Origin of the sequence: Psychrobacter nivimaris (assembly GCF_043419765.1) — a bacterium.
GTDB lineage: Bacteria > Pseudomonadota > Gammaproteobacteria > Pseudomonadales > Moraxellaceae > Psychrobacter.
Genome location: NZ_JBHOFX010000003.1, coordinates 89,094 through 112,676, shown reverse-complemented (window position 1 = coordinate 112,676; position 23,583 = coordinate 89,094). Strand labels below are relative to the sequence as shown.

Here is a 23,583-nt window from a genome sequence, read left to right as displayed (position 1 = left end):
GGACTATGACATCAAAGATGACATCGAAAATAATATGGCTTTAAAAAACAGATCAAAATTCGAAAACTAAATATTAAAATACAAGGAATGGTTATGAGTTTACCTGGATTGAATTTTCAACTTGGCGAAGATATTGACGCCCTACGTGATGTCGTACAGCAATTTGCAGCAAACGAGATCGCTCCACGTGCTGCTGAGATTGATAGCAGTGATGAATTCCCAATGGATCTATGGCAAAAAATGGGTGACCTCGGTCTACATGGCATTACCGTTCCTGAAGAGTACGGCGGCTCTAACATGGGCTACGTCGCACATATGGTTGCGATGGAAGAGATTAGCCGTGCTTCGGCATCGGTAGCACTGAGCTATGGCGCACATTCTAATCTATGTATTAACCAAATCAAACGTAACGGCTCTGAGGCACAAAAGCAGAAATATCTGCCAAAGCTCATCAACGGTGAATTCATCGGTGCATTGGCAATGAGTGAGACAGGCGCTGGCTCAGACGTCGTAAGTATGAAGCTAAAAGCAGAAGAAAAAGACGGTAGCTATATTTTAAATGGTAGCAAGATGTGGATTACCAATGGCCCTGATGCTGACGTAATGGTGGTCTATGCCAAGACCAATCCTGAGATGGGTGCAAAAGGCATGACGGCCTTTATCGTTGAAAAAGGTATGGAAGGTTTTGGTACAGCGCAAAAGCTAGACAAGCTCGGCATGCGCGGTAGCCATACTGGCGAGATGACTTTTAATAATGTAAAAGTACCAAGTGAAAATATCTTGGGTGGTCTTAATGAAGGCGTTAAGGTATTGATGAGTGGCCTAGATTATGAGCGCGCTGTATTGGCTGCAGGTCCTATTGGTATCATGCAAGCAGTGATGGACAATGTTGTGCCTTATATCCACGATCGTAAACAGTTTGGTCAAGCGATCGGTGAATTCCAGCTTATTCAAGGTAAAGTTGCGGACATGTATACGATACTACAAGCCGGTCGTAGCTTCTTATACACTGTCGGGAAAAACCTCGATATGTTGGACGCGCGCGGTGCTGGTCATAGTCGAGAAGTGCGTAAAGATTGCGCCAGTGTGATTTTATGGTGTGCCGAAAAAGCCACATGGATGGCAGGCGAGGGCATTCAAATATTTGGCGGCAACGGCTACACCAATGAGTATCCACTTGGTCGCTACTGGCGTGATGCCAAGCTATATGAGATTGGCGCAGGTACTAGCGAGATTCGTCGTATGCTGGTCGGTCGTGAGCTGTTTAATGAGACCAAATAAAAAATATTAGGGAAATAGCTAGTACAGCTCTGATCTTATAAAAGAGAAAAGCACCTATCAAAAAAGCAGCACGCTTTAAACGTGCTGCTTTTTTTGTCAGTGTGACAGTGTGATGTTGAGTTATCTATGATGGATTATGACTTATTACGATAATCAAAATATCTTGCCAAACCGTTCAAGAGCAAATCATCACGTAAGCGCACTGGGCGATTGACATGCTGGGAGATAATAGCTGCATCACCACCTGTCATAATCAATTCAAAATTAGGGTGACGATGGCTAATCTCATTGATCGCGCCGACGATAGAAAGCAAAATACCGCGATGGACCGCGTCTTGAGTGGTTAAGCCTTGGCTGACGCTATCAAAAGTACCGTTCGAGATAGTGATTTGCTTAGTACCAGAGAACAGTGACTCACGTTGCAGGTAGATGCTGGGGAAAATATAACCGCCCAGATGCTCAGCATGATCAATCAAATCAATGGTCACCGCTGTACCACAACCAATCACACACTGGCGTTTTTTCTTATCGACCGCGCCCAGCATCTGTAGCCAACGATCACAGCCGAGCTGCTGATCATTGTAAGCACTTTTCATCAGAGTATGTGCGGCATCGACATGGACAAACTCAAACGGAATATTCAAACGACTGAGTGTCTCTGATACTTTGGCATTGAGATTGTCGCCTAATACTGATGAGATACCAATAAAGTCAGGCGCGTAACGCTCAAAGCGATCCGTCAGACCCATAAGTAGTTCGGCAGGTGCTTGCAAATGCTGCTTGGCATCATGCGCGACTATTTGTCCGATATCATCGGTTAGCCAGTATTTTAGGCGGGTATTTCCAAGATCAAGCCAGAGCATAAAAATCCCTTTATATAGTGCTCGTTTATGATGGGGTTCATCAATATAGTTGTCTAAGCCTAATAAATAACGTCGATGCGTCCAGTAAAAAGCGTAGAAATCTTACCGCTATCTTGGCGCAATTGCAAACAGCCATGTGTGTCGACACCGCAAGCGATTCCCGTCACGACTTTTTCTTCGTTATTATAGTCTTGCGTGACGCGCAAATGTAGACCTGATAGCGCATCCATCATCGCAAATTGCTCCAAAAAACTATCCAAATAATAAGTATGACCCGTTGGCTGTTCTATGCCCAAATGCTCAAAGCGCGTCATCGCCGCCATCAATGCTTTGCACATCTGCTGATAGAGCATTGGTAGGTCTGGTAGGCTCGCAGGTTGTGTCTCTAAAGATAGCATCTCATTAATGTCTTGTAAGCTAATCGCTTGGTAGCTCATACCCTCAGACGTTTGCGTGGTGAGCTTGGGTGCTGCTTGTACATTTAGGCCAATGCCTAGCACCACACCGACCAACCTACCAGATTTCGTCACTGGCTCTATCAAAATTCCAGCCAGTTTATTAAAGGGTAGGGTACGCTGATTTGCTACATCACTATTCAATACGGAATCCAATACCGAGCTGCCCGTTATAGATTGTTCTTTGGATTGTTCTTTAGATTGGCTCTGAGCTTGCGGATAAAAACCCAAGTCATTTGCCCATTTCACCCCAATTGGCGTCAGTCCTTGTGCTTGCAGTTGCTCGTTCAACATTTGAATGACGGGCATCTTCGCCAGCTCAAGACCAATGATTAGCGATAGCAAGCCACTGATTGGCATATGCACGGGATGGTATAGCGACAGATAGACATTGCCGCACGGTGATTGCCACGAGCGTCCGTGCTGACCACGACCTGCGCTTTGGGTTTCCGCGGTCAAAACGTGTACGGTGGCGACATCTAACGCCCCGTTTTGCAAGGCTTCTATCAGCTCACTATTGGTCGAGGCGCTACTAGCCACATGACGATGATTGAGCTCGGATAAATAGGTAGAAAAACTAGTGAGTGGCGGCATAAGTTTAGTCGATGTGGTTAAAGGAAACTTTGATATACTGAGCGATTGTTGCGGTCAGACAGTACCGAGTAAACAGCATAAAGGTCGCGCTGAGATTTGGCAAATACAATTAAGCACGCCTAAGCGCTAGTGAGTACTATAGCGCCAGTCAGTATTATAAAAGGTTCGTTCTATGATGTTATATGTGTGGTTTGTGATTGCAGGCGCGTTTGCGGGTGTCAGCGCGGGCTTGTTTGGCGTCGGCGGTGGCATGATTATCGTGCCCGCATTGGTCTGGATTTTTACCGCATATGATTTTTCGCCAGAAGTAATCACCCATCTGGCCATTGGTACGTCATTGGCGACCATCGTTGTAACTTCAATCAGCTCACTGACTGCACATAACAAGCGCGGCGGCGTGCGCTGGGAAGTATGGCGCAAGATGGCGCTTGGATTGGTCATCGGTAGTTTGGTCGGTGCGGGTATCGCGGATATGATTGATGGACAAGCACTACAGGCTATCATTGGTTTCGGTGCGCTATTGGTCGCTCTAAAAATGCTGTTCTTTTCGAATAAAGAGCAGGTGGGCAAACCGTTACCATCGGCCGGTGTCCAGTTTGGTGCAGGTACTGGCATTGGTATGGCGTCCTCTATTTTTGGCATTGGCGGCGGCAGCTTGACCGTACCGTTTTTGAACTGGGCAGGGCTTCCGATGAAACAATCGGTCGGCACGTCAGCAGCATGCGGTCTACCAATTGCCTTGGCTGGAGCAGCAGGCTTTGCTTGGTTCGGTCAAGACGTGGTCAACCTACCTGAGGGCACAATAGGATTTGTCCATGTCACAGGATTCTTGTTTATTTCAGTCGCCAGTTTTGCAATGGCAAAAGTGGGCGCCAAGCTCGCTCATATCTTACCTGCGCTGATGCTTAAGCGCGCATTTGGCGTATTATTGATATTTGCTGGAGGACAGTTGTTATTGAGTGGATTGGGTGTTTTATAGCAATAATGAGTTTTTATAAAATTAGTAAGCAAACCGTGAGACATTATTAGTATGAAAGCTGCAGAAAAATACCGCCGTGTTTTCGGCTCAATGAATCATCTAAAAGACCAGCTATCATGGACGACTGGTCTCTCTAATATGGTAGAGTTTTTGGCATGGGAGCCGCAGCGTATTTTAGGCATCACTAAAAAGCAATACGTACGCCAAATCATTGAATGGGCGGCTCACCCAGAGTTAAAGGACAGAAATATAGAAGAGATTGAGCAATCAGTCATCAAAAAGCTCAATACAAAAATGAATGAAACTGAGCAGCTAGAGACGTATTCAACGCAGACGATGGGTATCTGTAATGCGAGAGAAGCCGTGCGCCGCGTAACGTTTTTTTCTGAAGACTATCTCAATAAAGAGTTCGATATCTTTTTGAGTTTGTGCAGTGATGTTTATCTGAACTTATTTTATCAGCAATTTATAGCCTTTGAGACAAGCGGCTCATGGTCGACACATGGCAACAGCGGCATGTTTGAAAACAGTACAGAGCTAAAAGCAATGTATATGGACAACCTAGCCTATAACCATCAGGCGAATGTGCTGATAGCCAATGAGTTAAAACTCGTTGGTCGGAAAAACCCAGACCCAATCCTAAAGTATTGTTTGATGTACGAGCATTTATTAGAAAAAGGCTTTATCGATAAAGGGGCAAAGTTTTTGCTGTTATTTATCGGTGGTGATGCGCTAAAGCAAAACAAGCAAACGCTCGTAAATAGGGAGCTGGCTCTGTGTCATAAACGGCCAAGGAAGTATCAGCATTTGCTAAGACCAGAGCTGTTAGACATAGTCGATCATTTAGAAGTGGCAAGTATCTCTTGGTCAGCCTTTATCGAGTTTAATAATCGCTACTTAGCAGAAAATAGCGTCTGCCAAGTGGAGCAAAAACTGTTACGAGGGTTCCATCAAAGCCTTGAATCAAAATCGTTTATGCACTTAGCAGTTTAACCCTAAAAACCCACTACAATTTCAGGTAGAATAGCCGCCTGTTTTTGCTAAGTTTATTGACTCTTCATGCGTTTAAAATCTCTAAAGCTGGCAGGCTTCAAATCCTTTGCCAATCCAACCACTTTTACTTTTCGTCATGGTATCACCGCCATCGTCGGGCCGAACGGCTGTGGCAAATCTAATGTGATTGATGCCATTCGCTGGGTGCTTGGCGAAACCTCAGCCAAGCAGTTACGCGGCGGGGCGATGAGCGATGTTATCTTTGCCGGTACGCAGGATAAGACAGCCAAAAGCGTCGCCAGTGTTGAGCTGACCTTTGAGCATACCCAAGATGAGCAGACTGGTATCCGCCACGAGTTTAACTTGTATCAAGAGCTATCGGTTCGCCGTCAGGTAAATAAAGATGGCCGCTCAGATTATTTTATCAATGGTACGCGTTGTCGTCGTCGCGATGTAGTCGATGTGTTTTTAGGTACAGGGCTAGGTGCACGTAGCTATGCGGTGATTGAGCAAGGCATGATTGGGCGCATTGTTGAGTCTAGCCCCGTACAGCTGCGTGAGTTTATCGAAGAGGCAGCAGGCGTCTCACGCTATCAGGCTCGCCGTGAAGAAACACAAAAGAAGTTAGAGAAAACAAAAGACAATTTAGCGCGCCTGCACGATATGCAAAGCGAATTATTACGCCAGCAGAAAACACTGTCTAAACAGGCAGCGAGCGCGCAGCGTTACGAAGAGTTGGCATTAACACTAGCTGATATCGAGCAGCAGCTCGCCATTCAGCAGCTATATCAGGCTAAGCAAACGCATCAACAGCAGAAAGTAGCGCATGATCGTAGTGCTGCTGAGGTGTCCACACTACAGGCTGACTACGACACGCTCAAAGCTCAGCAAGACAAGCTCACTGCTCGTATCAATCAAGAGCAATGGCTCAAGGACGATGCTCAAAGCGCTCACTATCAGCAGCAGCTCGGCTATCAACAGGCGGAACATCAATTGAGCGATGCTAAGTCACAGCTGACTACTATCGAGCAGCAACTGTCTGGCTTGGCTCAGCAGCGTGCGCAATCACTCGCTGATATTGAACGCCTAAAAGCTGAACAAGCTGAACAGAATCAAGCGTTAGAAGTGTTACGCCCGCAGCTGACTGAGCTGACAGATAAACGCGATAACTATAAGCGCAATGAGCAGCCACTACAGCGCGCGTGGCATGAAGCGCAAAACAATCTGTCACGCTTACAAGATAAAGCCCGTTCGCTTGAACAGCAGCAAGCTATTAACGCTCAAGCACAAAAGCGTCATCAGCAAAGCTATGATAAATGGCAACGCCGCGAGCAAAACTGGCAAAACCTGTGGCAGCAATTACAGCAGTCTATAGCGCCATCTGCATCTGACAGTACTGATGTGAGTAAGACGGACAAGGTGCAAGATCTCAGTCAGGTGCTAGAACAGCAAGTCACTGAGCTAAGCACACAGTTGCAGCAGGTTGAGCGTCAACGCGATGCCGTCGATGAACGCTTGTCCGAGATACAACCGCAAGCGAATAGCTTGCAACAGAGACTAAACGCACAACAGAGTGAGTTGAGCAATGATGAAAAGCGTCATGCGCTACTGGCAGGCGAATACGATACCCTGCATCAGATATTGCATCCGAAACCTACACAACAGCAATCAGCAAAGACCCAAACTACTGCGACGGATAATGCAGATAACGATGGCATACATCATCAGCCGTTAGCTATTGCAACGCTACGTGAGCAGATTGAGCTAAGTGCCAAAGGGCAGGAGTATGCACCGCTACTCGATAATATCCTAACATTATGGCTAGACAGCCATGTGCTGGTTGCTAACAAACAAGCTAATCAAATCAAGCAATCAGACATTAATAATGCTAACGGCATTTCTCAACAAGCTAATAACTTATGGCAAGCGCTTGAGCATGACATTGCAGATTTACTGACTTATCAAACGGTACATAATACGCCTGCCAGTGCAAAAGATAAAACTCTAGTAGAGACGGGTCATAGCTTATGGTTGCCCGCGGTGCAAAGTGCTATTAGCGACCAAGAGTTTGTCAGCGAATTGCCAGATAGTTTGATTGATAAAGTATTGCCATTATCGCAGTTGATTATTCAGCCGCTACTCTCGCTATGGCAGCAGTGCTATATATATACGGCGCAGCTTGAGACCAGTCATCAGCATGAGATTGATACACTTACTGATGTACTAAAGTCATTACCACCGTCCGCTATTGTGCTTACCGCAGATGGTTGGCTGATCAGTCGTCATGGGACGATTAACTTAAGCAAATTCGCTGGTGCACAGGATGAGCAAAACGATAGCAATAGCCAATTCCTCACGCAGCGTCTGCAACAGCGTACGCGTCTACAAGCGTTAGGAACCCTACTTGATGAGTTTGAAAGCAAAATACAAGAGCAGCAAAAATCTATTGCAAAAGACCAGCGCGATTATGATGCGTTGATGGTTAGCTTGGAAGAAACGCGTGCGCAAGCTGAGCAGTTAACCCGTGATAAGCACAAATACCAGCAGCAGCTGACGACCGAGCGAGCCAACGCCGAGCGTTTACAAGCGGATAGCCAACGCCTGAACGCTGATAGAGTAGCGCTTGAGCAAGAAAAGCAAGAACTGGCGCTTGAGCAACAAACCCTTGAGCAAGAACAACAGCACATTGAAAGCGAGATCGCCACGCTAACGCCGCAAATAGCAGAGGCACGAGCGACAACTCAGCAACTGCAAGCTGAGCGCAGCGAGCTAAACCGTGCGCGTCAAGCTGATGATGACGCTTGGCAAGCACTGCAGCTGCGTATTCAGCAGTATGAGATGCGCTTGGAGCATAGTGTTAGCAGTCTGGCTCGTGCAACTGAGCAACATGATAAGTCGTTAGAGAATGAGCAAAGTCTACAGACGCGTCACGATCAGCAGCAGGCCAAATTGCCAGATCTACAAGCAGCTTTGCAGTCTGCACAGGTAACGCGCGATGAGCAGCAAGTGCTATTGAACGAGCGTGATACTGCGCTAACAGCACTAAAACAAACGTACGCTGAGCAGCAGACAGCATTTGATACACTGCAAAACACATTACACACGCAGCAAAGCGAGCTTGCCCGTCATGCTACTGAGCTGGCATTAAGCGCTGCACGGTTAGAGGATGCTAGCGCACACACGCAGAGCGCTCTAGATGCCTACTATCGTGTAAGTCATAAATATAAAGCGCAAGCAGAGCAACCTCAACAAAGCATGAGCGTCTCAAACCTGCTAGCAGATTTTATCGCTCATGATCGCCGCGTCCGTCCAGACAAAATCGCTGAGCTAGAGTCCGAGCGCACCAAGTTGACCCAGCAGTTGAGTAAGATTGGGCCAGTGAATTTGGCAGCGGTCGCAGAGTTGGCCGAGGTAAACGAACGCTTAGATCCGCTCGCACAGCAGACGGCAGATATCGCGGCCAGTATGCAGACATTGACTGAAGCGATTGCCTCTATTGATGAGACGACCAAGACACTGTTTATGCAGACGCTTGATGCGGTAAACAATGAGCTTGCCAATTTATTTGCCAAAGTCTTTGGCGGTGGACAAGCTAGCCTGACGTTGAACACTGACGAGATGCCAGCCAATACGCCAAAGTCCGAGCAATGGCGGGCAGGGCTTACCTTGATGGCGCAGCCGAAGGGCAAACGCAACAGTCGCTTAGCGGTACTATCAGGCGGTGAAAAAACTCTTACTGCATTGAGTTTGATTTTTGCGATATTTAAGCAGCATCCTGCACCGTTCTGTGTACTTGACGAGGTCGATGCACCGCTTGATGATGCCAACGTTGCGCGCTTTACCAGTCTCATCCATGAGCTAGCAGATGATTTGCAGTTTATTTTTATCAGCCATAATAAACTGACGATGCAAATTGCTGATGAGCTAAAGGGTATTACCATGCCAAGTGCAGGCATTTCTACACTCGTCAGTGTGTCGCTCGATGAAGCCGCACGCTACGTAGAGAGCTAAGCGTGAAATAGCCGGCATTAAAAGTGCTATGAGAATCAGCGCGATGCAAATATAATCAATCAATTGGCATAAATGCAAATAAGCTTGACCTCAGTCCAGCATACTGGTTATAAAGTACACAATGTGGTGACGATATAGGTCAGCCATGCTAGAATATTGCCATTTATGCTCGTTTGTGTATTCCCTTTTGTTATATATACTAGGATGTATTTATCATGACCGTTATTCAGTTTATATTGATTGCCATTGCCGCGTTTATCGTGCTCGCAGGGCTGTTTATGGTCATTCGTAGCTTTAAGCGCCGCGGTGCTACCGAAGCTGCTGCGGTCAGTTATGATAAAAATGGTATTCCCATCATACCGCGTCACGAGCGCAACATCGTCGATCAGCCAGACCTTGATGATACGGTCGCAGGCGAGACGAGCATCGGTCCTGACCGTAGTTACTTAGATGCTGTGGTTGAAGAAGAGCCATTGACGCAAGCACATACCAACGTTGACGCTCAACTAACGGCTGAGCGTGACCATGTAGCAGCTGACGACCATGACGTCATCGATGAAGCGGACTACGCGCGCTGGCAAGAAGAGCAACGCCGTGCCGATAGTGCTGAGTTTGTAGAAGTCGCAGATCAGATGCATATCGAGCAAGAGCCTGATGCGTTCTCTAGCCTCATGTCAGCGACCGATAGCCTGATGCCAACCATTGATACGGCAGAAGAGCCAAGCTTCGATGACAACAGCCCGATACTGGATCAGCATCTATCAGAGTCAGGCGATGATGCCCAAAACGGTCCATTGATTAATGCCAAAGACAATATCAATATCACCATCTTGCCGCACCAATATCGTGACCGTCCAGCGGCGATTATCCGTGGTCGTGACCTGCTAGCGTTGATTGATAAATATGGTCTACGCTATGGTGCGATGAATATGTTCCATCGCTATGAGCAAAAAGATGGCACGGGTATGCTGTGGTTTAGCATGATGGGTATCACCGATAGCGGTATCGCACCATTTGATCCGCATAGTGTCGCGACCAACACTTATAACGGCGTTGTGGTGTTCTTGTCATTGCCGCATCCACAAGCCGTACGCAGCTTTGATAGTATGATGAGCATTGCTTATATGATGGCAAGCGATCTTGATGCAATTATGCTTGATGAAGAGAACGAACCAATCACGCCTGAATACAAGCAGCAGCTGCGTAACCAAGTTCGTGATTATGAGGGCTAGCAGCGCGAAGGCTAAGCTAAGAAAGCCAAAAGCTGATTAATAGCAGAAATCATAAAAAGGGTAAATAGCGATTAACGTTATTTGCCTTTTTTATTGGGCTATAGTTTCTGCAAAATTCTAACCATAGATAGTAGACTGAGCGAGCCTGACACAGTATTTGATTTATATAGGATTGACTATACCGAGCTTCCTACAAACTTGTTATCATATCGACATCTTGAATTGCGAAAAAGACGCCGACTATGACTGACTCTACCTCATCAAATAATTCTAAAAACCTATCTGCTCAAGTAGAAAACCAAACACCTGCGACCTCTAATATACCCAGTCCTACCGATAGTAGTACGGATAATAGTGTAGAGATTGTCTCAAAAATGCGTGCGCTTATTGAAGCGATTAAGACGCATAACTATGCCTATTACGTGCTCGATAATCCGATATTAGAAGACAGCGAGTACGATCAATTACGCCGCTCGTTGCTTGAGATTGAAGAAGAATATCCAGATTTGGTGCAGCCAGATAGCCCAATCAATCAAGTCGGTGATATGCCGTTATCTGCCTTTACCCAAGTCACTCATGACATTCCGATGCTATCACTGGGCAATGTCTTTGAATATGATGATTTGCGCGATTTTATGCGCCGCGTCAATGACCGTCTCAGCGACTCGCAGCAAAACCCTGAATACGAGATGGAGCTAAAGCTAGATGGACTGGCTGTCTCACTGAAGTATGAGCATGGAAAATTTGTCCAAGCGGTTACGCGCGGTGATGGGCAGACCGGTGAAGATATTACTCAAAATGCTAAAACCATTCGCAATTTGCCACTATGGATCGCCGATGCGGCTGATATTGAGCTGTTAGAAGTGCGTGGTGAAGTATTGATGCCAAAGGCAGGCTTTGAGCGGCTTAATCGACTGGCAGAAGAGAATGAGGGCAAAACCTTTGCCAATCCGCGCAATGCCGCTGCTGGTAGCTTACGTCAACTAGATCCAACCATTGCTGCTAGTCGTCCATTGGCATTCTACGGCTATTCGGTCAATCAAGGTTTGCCAGATACTATTGACACTCAGTCAAGAGCGCTAGCATGGCTTACCGAGCTTGGATTTACGGTCAGCGCCGTAGAAGTGGTAGCAAATCCACGCGCCGCGCAGACCTATTATGAGTCAGTGATTGAGAGCCGTGCCAGTTTGCCGTTTGAAATCGATGGCATGGTAATTAAGGTAAACAGCCTTGCGTTACAGCAGCAACTTGGCTACTTATCACGCGAGCCACGCTGGGCAACTGCCTATAAATTCCCTGCCGAAACGGTAATGACACGTCTAAATGATATCGAGTGGCAAGTCGGACGTACGGGTCAAATTACGCCAGTCGGTAAGCTTGAGCCTGTCAAAGTTGGCGGCGTCACTGTCAGCAATGTCACATTGCATAACTTTGGTGAGATTCAGCGTTTAGATGTGCGCGCAGGCGATATGGTCAGCGTCCATCGGGCAGGCGATGTTATCCCTAAAGTCACTCGTGTCTGGCACGAACAGCGCCCAGCAGACTCTACACCAGTCACGCTACCTTCGACTTGTCCTGTCTGCGACTCTCCTGTCGTCTTGCCAGAAGATGAAGCATTGGCACGCTGTACGGGCGGATTGTTTTGTCCAGCACAGCAGCAAGAAGCGCTTATTCACTTTGTCTCGCGCCGTGCGATGGATATCGATGGACTTGGCGCAAGTTGGCTCATTAGCTTCTTTGAGCACGGTCTGGTCAAGACTGTGGCTGATATCTATCAGTTGCACAATCATGCGGATGAGATGGTCACCTTTGAGAAACTGGGTGAAAAATCAGTTCAGAATATCATCAATGCTATCGAAGCCAGCAAGCACACGACATTGGCTCGCTTTATCTATGCACTCGGCATCCGCGGTGTCGGTGAAGGTACGGCGCAGAACTTTGCTCAGCAGTTTGCTGATTTAGATAGTCTGATGGCAGCCAGTATTGAGACCTTGATAAAAACCCCAGATGTTGGAGAAATCACTGCCGAGCTGACTTATAAATTCTTCCATGCGCCGCACAATATCGAAGTGATTAATTCATTGCTTGAAGCTGGCGTGCATTGGGATAAGGTCGAGCAAATCGCATCAGAAGGGCTACCACTCGATGGGCAAACGTGGGTCATCACAGGCGCGCTCGATAGCATGGCACGTGATGAAGCCAAAGCCAAACTACAAGCGTTGGGTGCAAAAGTCTCTGGCAGCATCTCTGCAAAAACTACTGCGCTACTAGCAGGGGATAAGGCTGGCTCTAAATTGACCAAAGCGGAAAAACTCGGCGTTAAAGTGGTGGGTGAGGACGAGTTTTTGATTATGGTTAGAGAGTAGATTTAGCTTCAACTGAGATTTATAGATGCGCTGGGAGCTACCACTTGCAAACATTGGATGATGCTATGAAAACAATAATACAAGAGGCCAGCCAGCGCGAAATTGGTTGTTTTGTTAAAGGAACATCAGTCAGAGTAGAGGGTCCAAATAGATTTAGCTACAAACCGATACAAGATATCGAAGTGGGTGACAAAGTACTATCAGCACCTGAAAATGGTATCGGAGAGCCTGTCTTTAAAAGAGTGACCAAAGCCTTTAAATTTGAAGACAAAGAGATATGGTACGTTGGATTTATTGACATCACGCGCCAAGCTCTAACAGATGTAAGAGATATAGAGGATATCCATTATGCAATGACACCAAGACACGTTGGTGTCACGCCTAATCACCCTTTTATGATCGTGGGTAAGGGATATCATACTGACCGAGATCGTTCGCTCGTTGGCCCGCCAGAGGATTTAGCGTTGTTTGATATACCTGAATGGAGACGTGCAGATCAGCTAACGTTTGGGGATATACTAGTGAATCCCGAAAATGGCAATCATTATGCAGTGATAGCTGCTAAACCATTATACCAGTACGAGAGTGATCAGGTCGGTAATATGGCATGGATGCATGCCACACCTTACTATGCTCACGCTGTAGAAGATACTGAAGATATGGAGGAAGGTTTAAGCAAAGGGACATTGTTTAATATGGACGATATCAATGAATATTTCGGTGCATTTCGATATGCGGACATTTCCTGCGATAACTACAATGTCACCACTCATGATGATGGTACAGAGTCTTATATTCCTTATACCACGACGGTATATAACCTTGAAGTTGAGGATTACCATACCTACTGTATTGGTGGTACTTATCAGATCATGGTTCACAATACCAACTGCGGTACTGACAACCCCGAAAATTTTCTACTTGAATATATTGCGCCCAAACGTATGCTTGGCGATGGTTATGCTGACTTAAATATGGACGGACGCAAGTGATGGAGCGTAGGGTGCGCTCAGCACACCTAGAGAAATAAACTACTTTAATTTATCTGAAAAACGCTATAAAAAACCAATTGAATCATTACCCGAGACTTCTGCATAAAAACCTTGCCGTATATATAACGATGAGATATATCTTAGCCTTCTACTCCGCCATCTCACCATGCGCTTTCACATCACCTTTCTTACCATCTGGCTGAATCACGATAGGTAGTACCAGCCCTTTGGCAAAGTCATCAGACAGCACATAATCATAGCGACTGGCAGCGACGTCAGGCGTGGTATGAATGATAAGCGTCATCTCATTGCCATCGGTTAGCTCATGTGAGACATAGGTTTCGCTCAGCTGATCTAATGCTTTCGATAGCGCTTCGTTACTTGCCATGCTCACTGTCAGGTTATGCTGAGCGGTCGCAGCGTCCACTTTGAAGTAATCTGCATAGTCTCGGACGTTTTGACTGTCGATGGCAAACGGATATTTATAGTTGGTAGGGTCAGCAGGCTTTGCACCGCTATCTACCAGTGACCAGTCGATGGTGTCGGCTGCTGGTGCAGATGGATCTGCTGCTGTCTCCGCAGTTTGCTCAGTGGCATCGACAGAGTCGGTAGCGTTATCGCAGCCCGTCAGCGCCCACATGCTTGCCGTTGCAATTACCATCATACTTATCAGACGCTTTGCCATCGAGTTACCCTTTTGATTGTTGGTCATGATTGATTTGCTCTACCTGCTATTTTGACAGCTTTCTTTGTGCTTCTCTAGCGAAACACATCAGATGGTAATTTTTGATATAGTTCAATCCTCTATAAAAGAATGACAGCGTTAACCTCGCTTGCAGTATCACAGTTATATCTGCACTCGGCTGCCTTGTACTACTTTTGAATTGAATCAACTGTATAGTCAGGTCTCTATAAATCCGCTACATCGTTATCCTCGCTAAGCATACTAATGTATAACTTGCACTCGGTTTCCTTGTATCGAAATTATATTGAACTGACTGTACAACTATCTATCTGATACTGATTTTTATAGCCATTTTTATAAAAACATCAAACGAACACGCATGAAAAAGCAGCCACTATTTAATGACTGCTTTTTGTCTATTACGATATGAGCGTATCTTTAACTGATTAGATTTGGCAGTTTACTTGGTATTCTTTACCGTCAGCCCACTTCATCGCAAAGATACCTTTGTCACCTTTCATGTGCCATGCATAGACGACTTCTGGGTTTGAATCATTTACATAGCTTGCGACTTCGCCTTTCACTTTACCATTTAGGATGATTGGCTGCTCAGCCCATTTTACTTTTGGTAAGGTAGCGTTGAGCATCACTTGTTCTTTATTGATAGATTGCTTTGCCATGATTTTGCTGTCATCGGTACAGGTGTATGGTGCTGGTGCCATACGATCATAGGCAGCGGTTACTTTTTCTGGAACTGGCGTATCAGTTGCATCTGGAGTAGTTGGTGCGGTAGTCGCACAAGCGCTCAATAGGGCAAGGACTGGTAGGGTAGTCGCAATTTTAGTTATCATTTTCATAGTGCTCTCCAAAGCTTTTCACTGTTGTCATTTACTTGTTCTTAATGATGCGTTTAGCATATGAGGGTTATAGTAGCGAAAACGAACCATTTCAATGTTAGAAATTGTTCGTTACCTGTTAGCTTCGTTACCCAAGTGCTGTCTAATGTAACTTGCAATTTGCGACAGGGCGAAAAGTAAACAGTGTTAATTATTGAATGTACGATTATAAAATTAGCGTATAAAAAAGCGCCTATCACCGAGTGGCTGATAGACGCTTTTTTGTTTTACTTAACACGCTCTAGATTGAGCATGTATTTTTATACTATGAACACTACTTGCTATGAACACTACTTCGTTTTACGCGGTGGCAGACCAGTATGCTGCGTTTGGAAACTGCCTTTGCTAACTTTCTTCTTACTGTTTTTACCGACAGCATTTTTACCTGCTGCACCTTTAGCTGACGCATTGCTGTTTGACGAGCCATTACTGCGCTTCACCGAGTCATTGCCAACACGGCTATTCTTTTTGCGCGCTGACTGATAAGTATCTTGCGCCGCATCACGCCCTTCTAAACTGGCGTTAAATGGTGGAATCAAGCAACCACGGTTTTTACCAATTAAGTCACTACGACCCATGTCTTGTAAGGCTTTACGTAGTAGTACCCAGTTTTTTGGATCATGATAGCGTAAGAACGCTTTATGCAATTTGCGCTGCTTACCAGACTTGACGATATCCATGTCACCTTCATCACGGCTGACCTTATGTAGCGGATCTTTGTGCGTATGATACATGGTAGTCGCGGTAGCCATTGGGCTTGGATAAAACGCCTGTACTTGGTCAGCGCGGTAGCCATTACTTTTGAGCCAAAGCGCAAGGTTCATCATATCTTCATCTTTGGTACCCGGATGGGCGGCGATGAAGTAAGGAATCAGATATTGCTCTTTGCCTGCTTCTTGGCTGAACTGCTCAAACATGGCTTTGAATTGATCATAACTGCCCATGCCCGGCTTCATCATCTTCGATAGCACGCCTTCTTCAGAGTGCTCAGGCGCAATCTTGAGGTAACCACCGACGTGATGACTGACCAATTCTTTCACATATTCAGGATCTTTTACTGCCAAGTCATAACGTAAGCCTGAAGCAATCAGGATTTTTTTCACGCCTTTGATATCACGGGCTTTGCGATATAGCTTGGTCAAATTACTATGATCGGTAATCAAATTTTCACAGACATCAGGATAGACACAAGATGGCTTACGGCAGTTCTTCTCAATGGTCTCGTCTTTACAGCTGAGGCGATACATGTTGGCAGTCGGGCCACCAAGGTCAGATATCACGCCAGTAAAGTTCGGTGCGGTATCGCGAATCGCTTCAACTTCGCGCAAGATTGAGTCTTCTGAACGGCTCTGGATAATGCGGCCTTCGTGCTCAGTGATCGAGCAGAAAGTACAACCACCAAAACAGCCGCGCATAATATTGACCGAAAACTTAATCATGTCATAAGCAGGGATACGCGCATCTCCATAGCTTGGATGCGGCAGGCGTGCATACGGCAAGTCAAACACATAATCCATCTCTTCAGTCGAGAGTGGCACTGGTGGTGGATTGAGCCAAACGTCGATAGAGGTATGCGAGTTACCAGCACCGCTGCTATGACGCTGTACAAGCGCACGGGCGTTACCTGGATTGGTCTCTAGATGCAGGATACGACTTGCATGAGCATAAAGTACAGGGTCAGATTTGACATGCTCATAGTCAGGCAGACGAATCACTGTCTTTTCACGTGGTGGCATTTTTAGCTTGTGCTTACGTGCGGTCATTGGCTTATCAAAGCCGCGCATTTGTACCACTTGCGTCTCTTCGTCGACTTGTTCAGCGTTAATAACTTTATTGGCAACTGGTTCTGCGACAAAGCCTTTATACTGTGATGACATCGATGACATAGCTTGGCCAACAGGTGAGTCCGATGGTTTGCTCTGCTCAATTGAACAGCTATCAACGTCCTCGGTCATCACATAAGGATTGATGATTGGATCGACACGGCCGACGGTATCGACATCGTTACTCGCGACCTCGGTCATATCTTCTTGCCAATGGCGACGAGTCGGGGTCAATAAATAAGCCGTACCGCGTAGTTTACTCATTTGCTCAAAGCTATAGCCTTTAGACAGACCATGTACCACATCGACGATCGCACGTTCAGCATTACCATATAGTAAGACATCAGCACGCGCATCCAGCAAGATACTACGGCGGACTTTGTCTGACCAATAATCATAATGAGCGATACGGCGTAGACTGCCTTCGATACCGCCCAAGATAATAGGCACATCGGGATAGGCTTCACGGCAGCGTTGGCTATAGACGATAGCCGCGCGGTCAGGGCGTTTGTTTGCCACGTTGCCTGGAGAGTAAGCATCATCGCTACGGATTTTGCGATCGGCGGTATAGCGGTTGATCATGCTGTCCATGTTGCCCGCGGTCACGCCGTACGCATAGACAGGTTTGCCCAATTCCATAAAGGCATCTTTGCTCTTCCAATCTGGCTGAGCGATGATACCAACACGGAAGCCTTGTGACTCTAATAGGCGACCGATGATGGCCATACCAAAGCTTGGATGATCAACATAGGCATCACCTGAGATGATGATAACGTCACAAGCATCCCAGCCCAAATCGTCCATTTCTTTGCGGCTCATCGGTAGATAAGGCGCCGGCTCGTAGCAGCTCGCCCAGTGTTTGTCATAATCATAAAGTGGCTTGGTGCCTTGTTTAAAGGCAGTGCGGGCGATGGTATCGGCAGACATGGGCGGACCTGTTAATTAGAAAAATGGCACTAAAAATACAGCCTTTATTACCCAATGATAATAAAGGCGAATTTAAAAGCGCTCATTTTAACATGAATCGCCTTCACTATGCGACCTATTCTATTAGGGACGATTGCCGATAAGTTATTGATAGCGTGAGATAAACTGCTCATGCAAAGTAAGCTATCCGCACAGCAAAATAATGGCAAAAACAGTCTAGACAGAACAGTCACATTATTAGTTCAATCAAACTTACTTCCAACATTCATTCTCTACCCTAGTTCAATTTATAGCTACATTCTCGCAAACGTAATAGTCAAAATATCGACTTGGCTGATACTGGTCATTTGTTTTCTTGTATTTATGACTTCCTTCAATTTCTAATAATAGGTTTTGGCACAGGTTTTGCTCCACCCTTATTAGGGCTTATTTGTGTGCATTAATGAGTAAAAATAGTGCACCGATAAAATTTGAACGGATAGATAAGTGTTTGGAGATAAAATGAGAACATCATCTGTTGGACTGGACACGATAAAGACATTATTAAAACTATTACAACCATCAAAACTATCGCTAAGTAATAGGCTGGTGCTAAGTATATTATCGTTTGCAATGATAAGTAGTGCTCAAGCTGCTGAGACTGACACATTGACCGTGACACAGCTGCTCGAATATCAAAATATCGCTTGGATTATCTGGGGCGGGGTATTGGTGTTCTTTATGCAGGCAGGTTTTGCTCTACTTGAGAGCGGATCAGTACGAGCAAAGAATGCGGTAAACGTGATGATGAAAAACTATACCGACATGTGTATCGGCGGTCTAGCATTCTACTTGGTTGGTTTTGGGCTGATGATGGGTACTAATAATTCAGGCTTTGTCGGCACGGATCACTTTATGCCAGTCGCGCTGTCTAATATGGACTGGGCACTGATGTTCTTTCAGATGATGTTTGCAGCGACAGCGGTGACGATTACTAGTGGTGCGATGGCGGAGCGAGTCTCCTTTATTGGTTATGCGGTGGCCGCCTGTTTGATTTGCTTGTTTATCTATCCTGTGTTTGCTAGCTGGGTATGGGGCGGTTATTTCGGTGGGACGGGTTGGCTAGCTGAGCTTGGTTTTATTGATTTTGCTGGATCTACTGTCGTGCATTCTATCGGTGGTTGGTTGGCATTGGCAGGCATCTTAGTCATTGGCCCAAGGTTAGGCCGCTTTGCACCTGATGGCACGCCAAGACTCATCGCAGGGCATAACATGACGTTACTGGCGCTTGGTGGATTTATCTTATGGTTTGGTTGGTTCGGCTTCAATGCTGGATCGACATTGTCTATCACTGGCAATATTGGTCTAATCGCAGTCAATACTTTTGTCGCTGCAGTGAGTGCGGTGGTGAGTTATATGTTGATCTCCCGATCGCTTAACAAAGCTATCTTGCTAAGCGATAGTGTCAATGCCAGTTTGATTGGTTTGGTATCGATTACCGCAGGTTGTGCGACTACGACGCCTGTCTTTGCCATTATTATCGGCGGTGTTGCTTCCGTAGTATATATCTTATCATCGCAAGCATTATTAAAATTCAAAGTAGACGATGTGGTCTCGGCAGTGGCAGTACATGGCTTTGGCGGGGCATGGGGTACGCTCGCTGCAGGATTGTTTTATACAGGAGATTTGTTTAACTTATCGCGGCTTGGTGTACAAGCGCTGGGTGTCGGCGTGGCGTTAGGCTGGGGGCTGGGATTGGGGCTAGTGATGTATAAGCTGATTGATCTAAGCTTCGGGTTAAAAGCAAGCCGCTTACATGAGCAGCGCGGCCTTGATTATACTGAGCATGCAGAGCTTGGTTACCCTGAATTTCAAAAGCAAATGTTTGATTCCAAGAGTTTAACTGAGCGGCATTTATAGGAGAGAGCTGATGAATATTGATACTCAATCCGTAGACCAGGCTGTGACTGCGATGGCAGAAGTGCTTGCCGATTATCTACATCCTGAAGAGGTGCGGCTGCTTAAATCACAGTGGCAGCGTTACTCGACGGTCTCTGTAAAAATGATGCAACAGTGCGTCTTGGACGCGACACGGCGCTATCCTGAGCTGCAAGCTTATAAGTCTGATATTAGGAAAGGTTTTTGGGCTACGTTGCAAGCGGGGAGTCAGCAGACAGTCGAGGCTGATAATCATAATGGTTATAATAGTCACAATAGCCATAATGAAACAGTCAAAGCGTCAGTCCCTGTCTCTGAGTTGGTTTTGGCATTTTATACTGTCATAGAAGCGCTGCGCAGTCAGCTATCAGAAACAGAAAGTCGCAACCTATTTCTGACCATGCACCAAACTGTTTCGCAAGAGCGCACCTTCAAAGGGCATAGTCTTAACATCAGTCAGTTTTTGGAAGGCAATCGCCCGTCTGTACCTGATAATGAGCACCTGTTAAATAATTTGATGCAGCTGGCTTATGTATGCTTATGTGATGTTGCAGGCCCTGTCGAAGCAGATGAGATGATGTTTCGAGCGGCAGAGAAGGCAAAACAAAACTACCCGAAAACACTGGTTGAAAAGTTATTCTAAAATGTTGAGTGGGCACGTTACGGTTGGGTATGGAATACCTTTCGATAACGTGCCTTATATAAAGGGGCTTTTATAACGTAGCCGTCATGATGTAGCCTTCATGGCGTAGTTTCATTATGTAGCCTTCATAACGTACCTTGAAACTTGATACTAGGCGATGAGCGGTCTAATAGTATTTAGCTATCTAGTCCAATAGCTGAAGTGGGAAAGTAACCACGTCAAAGGCGAGGGCAAAGGGTAGCAGTACTAGCTTTTGTGCGCCATTTGGACCGCTACGAGTGACGACATCTTGCTGAGTTTGTGTATAAAAACTCACCGTATATGGTTTGGTCAGTGCGCGATAGTTTGACTGAATTAACCCTAAGTTACTAACTTGCGGATAGATAGCGCCTTTGACAGGAACGCTAAAGCAGAAGCGCTGAGCATTGATACGTTGATCACTCGCTGAGGTGCACTCTTTACCGTTATTTTGCAAAAAGAACTGATAGTCTGAGCGCCCAAACTCATCTTTTAATTTAGCATAAGACAATTTCATCTCACCTTGAAAGTACCCATCATTATTGGGTATATGAAAGCTCATGTCATTATCCACTTGAATATTTTTTTGCGTGAGGTTGCTCAGTAAGTTCACCATTTCTGTCCCACCTTGGGTGAGAACGTAGCTGTTCTTCTCTCCTACGATAACCATTGACGCGTTTGGCATTTTTGGTAACGCCTGAGCAGGACGACCAAAGGCAACAATTTGATCTTCAGACAGTATCTGCTTTGTTGTGTTTGTGGTGACGTGTCCGCTATCGTCTAATAGCGAGCTGGTCGCACAGCCTGAGCTGGCTAGTACCGTAGCAAACAGAGCGCCTGCTATTATCTTTTTTGAATTTAATGGGTTTAACGGTTTTAATGACGCTTGCATATTCTTCTGAGTAGCATTTGTGTGGTCAGTCATGATTAGGCTTCCTTATCTAAAAAATAGGCTCATGAATCAGCTATTAGAATTTAATTTCTATCGAACGTTTAACGATATCGTACAGGGTTCAGAGGCAACTTAGCTACTTATCATCCATTGTCATATGATCTATAAGTTTAGCTGAGACTGATTAATTATAATTAATCTAGCGTGATTTTGGTTCCACTCTTGGTAAAGTTCATCACAAACTGGCTTTTGAAATTGCGCACATTATTTTCGTAAGTCAGTAAGCTGCGAGTAAACTGATGATAGTCGCTCATATTTTTGGCGTTGACCATGAGCATAAAGTCAAAATCACCCGATATTTCATAGCAGCTCATGATTCGTGATTGCGCATCCATTAGGCGCTCAAACCGATGCTGCATTGAGGTATTAGAGCGCTCCATTTCTATCATTACTACTGCTGTCAGACCATAGCCCACTTTGTCAGGATTGACGATGGCTACTTGTTTGGTAATCACGTCACTATCTATTAGCGCTTGTATACGCCGCTGCGCCGTCGCAATGGATACATGCACTCGCTCTGCGACAGTTTTAAGCGGTAATGTCGCATCATCTTGCAGCAAGTTCAAAATAGCTTTATCAATGTTATCTAAAGTATGGCTCATATCAGGTCATCCTTAATAGCAGAGTTTTTTATCAATTTTTATAAATATTATCACTAAAAATCCTAATATAAGAAAATAATGATTTATACGACACCTATTTGATATTTTTATTCATAAATGAAATTATATAGAGATAATATATCAAAGCGCCTTAGTAAAATAGACCATACCAATTAGAGCCACTTCAAAATAAGAGCTAGCAATTGGTTTTTTATAATCTATTAATAGCTACGGTGCTTATCATGTCTATCTCAATGCTCTCCAATGTATTCGCTAATACGCTAGCAACGACTGCTGCACGTTTGCCACTACCTGCGATTTGGACGACAGGTAGCGTACAACAACGCACTCTGATATTAGGGGTGTCTTTTGCCATATTGTCCAACGTGCTATTTGGCGTCCTCTATGCATATAGCAGTTTCTTAGCGCCATTATCAGGGACACAGGTTTTTATCTGGCGTATGCTCGCAATGTGGGCAGCGTTGGTTGGATACCTGACGGTAAGTGGACGTCTAGGATTACACATTGATAAATTGAAAGTGATAAGAGGCGCTAAGCAATGGGCTTGGCTGCTACTACCTACACCGATATTTCTCAGCCAGTTTTGGTTATTTATGTGGGCGCCAGTGAATGGGCAAGGTGTGCAAACCGCGATGGGATACTTCTTATTCCCGTTAATGATGGTAGTGTTTGGTTGTGTCCTCTTTGGCGAAAAACTAAGCCGTTTGCAATGGTTGGCAGTAGCCTTTGCCGCGTTAGGCGTGGGTAGTGAAGTTATCCGTACCCAAAGTGTCTCTTGGGCAACGCTATGGGTATGCGGTACGTATCCTATTTACTACATTTTACGCCGACTGCAGGGAATCGGTGCCGTGACTGGGTTATTGGTTGATTTAACGATATTTGCGCCCTTTGCGCTGGCTTACTTGTTCTTCTTTGACCCAAGCAGTTTGGCATTGGTTAGCGGCTCTGGTTTCTTTATCATGATGCTAGTGGGTTTGGGTGTGCTCAGTGTCTTGGCAATGAAGACCAATATTGATGCCAGTCAAATGCTACCAGTCAATGTCTATGGCATGATGAGCTATTTGGAACCTGCGTTGCTATTTATTTTGGCAGTGACCGTACTAGGCAACCCATTTGAGTCAGCGATGATTTATAGCTACGGTCTGATTTGGCTAGGTATTGCATGTCTGATTGCTCATGGAGTTAGGCAATTGCGTCAGGCTAGTAGAAAGACAGCATTGTCTCTAGAAGAGCAAATGGCATAGTAGAATGGATTGCTAAATGCTTGTATGAGTTGTTATTGGTAGCTAAAGCTGGACGGTAATATTTGTAGATATCGTAGAAAACAAAAAAG

17 protein-coding genes are annotated in these 23,583 nt (G+C 45.5%); 10 read left to right on the top strand and 7 right to left on the bottom strand.

Annotation, left to right across the window (positions count from 1 at the left end; all coding sequences use genetic code 11):
- The first annotated feature begins 93 nt into the window (after positions 1–93).
- Positions 94–1,281, top strand: a complete 1,188-nt coding sequence (locus tag ACHEVO_RS07235; protein WP_191114701.1) for an isovaleryl-CoA dehydrogenase — start codon at positions 94–96, stop codon at positions 1,279–1,281.
- A 134-nt stretch (positions 1,282–1,415) separates the two neighbouring features.
- On the opposite strand, the gene ACHEVO_RS07230 is transcribed toward ACHEVO_RS07235, so the two are convergent.
- Both ACHEVO_RS07230 and ACHEVO_RS07225 read right to left on the bottom strand, forming a co-directional pair.
- Positions 1,416–2,144, bottom strand: coding sequence for a pantothenate kinase (locus ACHEVO_RS07230; RefSeq protein ID WP_201570291.1), 729 nt, complete (start codon positions 2,142–2,144; stop codon positions 1,416–1,418).
- A 59-nt stretch (positions 2,145–2,203) separates the two neighbouring features.
- Positions 2,204–3,193, bottom strand: a complete 990-nt coding sequence (locus ACHEVO_RS07225; RefSeq protein WP_394124454.1) for a biotin--[acetyl-CoA-carboxylase] ligase — start codon at positions 3,191–3,193, stop codon at positions 2,204–2,206.
- Between the two features lie 175 nt (positions 3,194–3,368).
- On the opposite strand from ACHEVO_RS07225, the gene ACHEVO_RS07220 reads away from it, so the two are divergent.
- The 6 genes from ACHEVO_RS07220 to ACHEVO_RS07195 all read left to right on the top strand — a co-directional run bounded on the left by ACHEVO_RS07220 (position 3,369) and on the right by ACHEVO_RS07195 (position 13,766).
- Complete coding sequence (locus ACHEVO_RS07220) at positions 3,369–4,172, top strand: sulfite exporter TauE/SafE family protein (RefSeq protein ID WP_379544928.1); 804 nt, start codon at positions 3,369–3,371, stop codon at positions 4,170–4,172.
- Between the two features lie 51 nt (positions 4,173–4,223).
- On the top strand, positions 4,224–5,165 hold the full coding sequence (locus ACHEVO_RS07215; RefSeq protein WP_394124453.1) for a hypothetical protein: 942 nt from the start codon (positions 4,224–4,226) through the stop codon (positions 5,163–5,165).
- Positions 5,166–5,231: 66 nt separating this feature from the next.
- On the top strand, positions 5,232–9,176 hold the full coding sequence (locus ACHEVO_RS07210) for an AAA family ATPase (RefSeq protein WP_394124452.1): 3,945 nt from the start codon (positions 5,232–5,234) through the stop codon (positions 9,174–9,176).
- A gap of 215 nt (positions 9,177–9,391) precedes the next feature.
- Positions 9,392–10,408 carry a cell division protein ZipA gene (locus ACHEVO_RS07205; RefSeq protein WP_394124451.1) on the top strand — a complete coding sequence of 339 codons (1,017 nt, stop codon included), beginning with the start codon at positions 9,392–9,394 and terminating at the stop codon, positions 10,406–10,408.
- Between the two features lie 374 nt (positions 10,409–10,782).
- Positions 10,783–12,774, top strand: coding sequence for an NAD-dependent DNA ligase LigA (ligA, locus tag ACHEVO_RS07200; RefSeq protein WP_394124728.1), 1,992 nt, complete (start codon positions 10,783–10,785; stop codon positions 12,772–12,774).
- Between the two features lie 65 nt (positions 12,775–12,839).
- Positions 12,840–13,766 (top strand): hypothetical protein, encoded by a 927-nt coding sequence (locus ACHEVO_RS07195; protein WP_394124450.1) that lies wholly within the window; start codon positions 12,840–12,842, stop codon positions 13,764–13,766.
- Positions 13,767–13,914: 148 nt separating this feature from the next.
- Here the strand turns inward: ACHEVO_RS07195 and ACHEVO_RS07190 are convergent, their stop codons facing one another.
- The 3 genes from ACHEVO_RS07190 to ACHEVO_RS07180 all read right to left on the bottom strand — a co-directional run bounded on the left by ACHEVO_RS07190 (position 13,915) and on the right by ACHEVO_RS07180 (position 18,097).
- Positions 13,915–14,478, bottom strand: coding sequence for a hypothetical protein (locus ACHEVO_RS07190; RefSeq protein WP_394124449.1), 564 nt, complete (start codon positions 14,476–14,478; stop codon positions 13,915–13,917).
- Between the two features lie 419 nt (positions 14,479–14,897).
- The gene (locus ACHEVO_RS07185; protein ID WP_134292608.1) at positions 14,898–15,308 is read right to left on the bottom strand and encodes a hypothetical protein; all 411 of its coding nucleotides are present in this window, start codon (positions 15,306–15,308) and stop codon (positions 14,898–14,900) included.
- Between the two features lie 329 nt (positions 15,309–15,637).
- Positions 15,638–18,097 (bottom strand): YgiQ family radical SAM protein, encoded by a 2,460-nt coding sequence (locus tag ACHEVO_RS07180; RefSeq protein WP_394124448.1) that lies wholly within the window; start codon positions 18,095–18,097, stop codon positions 15,638–15,640.
- Positions 18,098–18,709: 612 nt separating this feature from the next.
- Here ACHEVO_RS07180 and ACHEVO_RS07175 point away from each other — a divergent pair.
- Positions 18,710–19,996, top strand: coding sequence for an ammonium transporter (locus ACHEVO_RS07175; RefSeq protein WP_394124447.1), 1,287 nt, complete (start codon positions 18,710–18,712; stop codon positions 19,994–19,996).
- Between the two features lie 10 nt (positions 19,997–20,006).
- Entirely contained in the window at positions 20,007–20,657 is a 651-nt protein-coding gene (locus tag ACHEVO_RS07170; RefSeq protein ID WP_394124446.1) for a hypothetical protein, read from the top strand.
- 184 nt (positions 20,658–20,841) lie between these two features.
- Here ACHEVO_RS07170 and ACHEVO_RS07165 read toward each other — a convergent pair whose 3' ends face one another.
- Both ACHEVO_RS07165 and ACHEVO_RS07160 read right to left on the bottom strand, forming a co-directional pair.
- Entirely contained in the window at positions 20,842–21,600 is a 759-nt protein-coding gene (locus tag ACHEVO_RS07165; RefSeq protein ID WP_394124445.1) for a hypothetical protein, read from the bottom strand.
- A 161-nt stretch (positions 21,601–21,761) separates the two neighbouring features.
- Positions 21,762–22,229, bottom strand: a complete 468-nt coding sequence (locus ACHEVO_RS07160; RefSeq protein WP_394124444.1) for an Lrp/AsnC family transcriptional regulator — start codon at positions 22,227–22,229, stop codon at positions 21,762–21,764.
- Between the two features lie 242 nt (positions 22,230–22,471).
- Between ACHEVO_RS07160 and rarD the strand changes: the two genes are divergently transcribed.
- Positions 22,472–23,494, top strand: coding sequence for an EamA family transporter RarD (rarD, locus tag ACHEVO_RS07155; protein WP_394124443.1), 1,023 nt, complete (start codon positions 22,472–22,474; stop codon positions 23,492–23,494).
- Positions 23,495–23,583: the final 89 nt, after the last annotated feature.

Bases quoted from the DNA above. Each gene is read 5' to 3' on its own strand.
- ACHEVO_RS07225 (WP_394124454.1), bottom strand. From the start codon at position 3,193: ATGCCGCCACTCACTAGTTTTTCTACCTATTTATCCGAGCTCAATCAT.
- ACHEVO_RS07175 (WP_394124447.1), top strand. From the start codon at position 18,710: ATGATAAGTAGTGCTCAAGCTGCTGAGACTGACACATTGACCGTGACA.
- ACHEVO_RS07195 (WP_394124450.1), top strand. From the start codon at position 12,840: ATGAAAACAATAATACAAGAGGCCAGCCAGCGCGAAATTGGTTGTTTT.
- ACHEVO_RS07205 (WP_394124451.1), top strand. From the start codon at position 9,392: ATGACCGTTATTCAGTTTATATTGATTGCCATTGCCGCGTTTATCGTG.
- ACHEVO_RS07180 (WP_394124448.1), bottom strand. From the start codon at position 18,097: ATGTCTGCCGATACCATCGCCCGCACTGCCTTTAAACAAGGCACCAAG.
- ACHEVO_RS07230 (WP_201570291.1), bottom strand. From the start codon at position 2,144: ATGCTCTGGCTTGATCTTGGAAATACCCGCCTAAAATACTGGCTAACC.
- ACHEVO_RS07170 (WP_394124446.1), top strand. From the start codon at position 20,007: ATGAATATTGATACTCAATCCGTAGACCAGGCTGTGACTGCGATGGCA.
- ligA (WP_394124728.1), top strand. From the start codon at position 10,783: ATGCGTGCGCTTATTGAAGCGATTAAGACGCATAACTATGCCTATTAC.
- ACHEVO_RS07210 (WP_394124452.1), top strand. From the start codon at position 5,232: ATGCGTTTAAAATCTCTAAAGCTGGCAGGCTTCAAATCCTTTGCCAAT.
- ACHEVO_RS07235 (WP_191114701.1), top strand. From the start codon at position 94: ATGAGTTTACCTGGATTGAATTTTCAACTTGGCGAAGATATTGACGCC.
- ACHEVO_RS07185 (WP_134292608.1), bottom strand. From the start codon at position 15,308: ATGAAAATGATAACTAAAATTGCGACTACCCTACCAGTCCTTGCCCTA.
- ACHEVO_RS07165 (WP_394124445.1), bottom strand. From the start codon at position 21,600: ATGACTGACCACACAAATGCTACTCAGAAGAATATGCAAGCGTCATTA.
- ACHEVO_RS07190 (WP_394124449.1), bottom strand. From the start codon at position 14,478: ATGACCAACAATCAAAAGGGTAACTCGATGGCAAAGCGTCTGATAAGT.
- ACHEVO_RS07215 (WP_394124453.1), top strand. From the start codon at position 4,224: ATGAAAGCTGCAGAAAAATACCGCCGTGTTTTCGGCTCAATGAATCAT.
- ACHEVO_RS07220 (WP_379544928.1), top strand. From the start codon at position 3,369: ATGTTATATGTGTGGTTTGTGATTGCAGGCGCGTTTGCGGGTGTCAGC.
- ACHEVO_RS07160 (WP_394124444.1), bottom strand. From the start codon at position 22,229: ATGAGCCATACTTTAGATAACATTGATAAAGCTATTTTGAACTTGCTG.
- rarD (WP_394124443.1), top strand. From the start codon at position 22,472: ATGTCTATCTCAATGCTCTCCAATGTATTCGCTAATACGCTAGCAACG.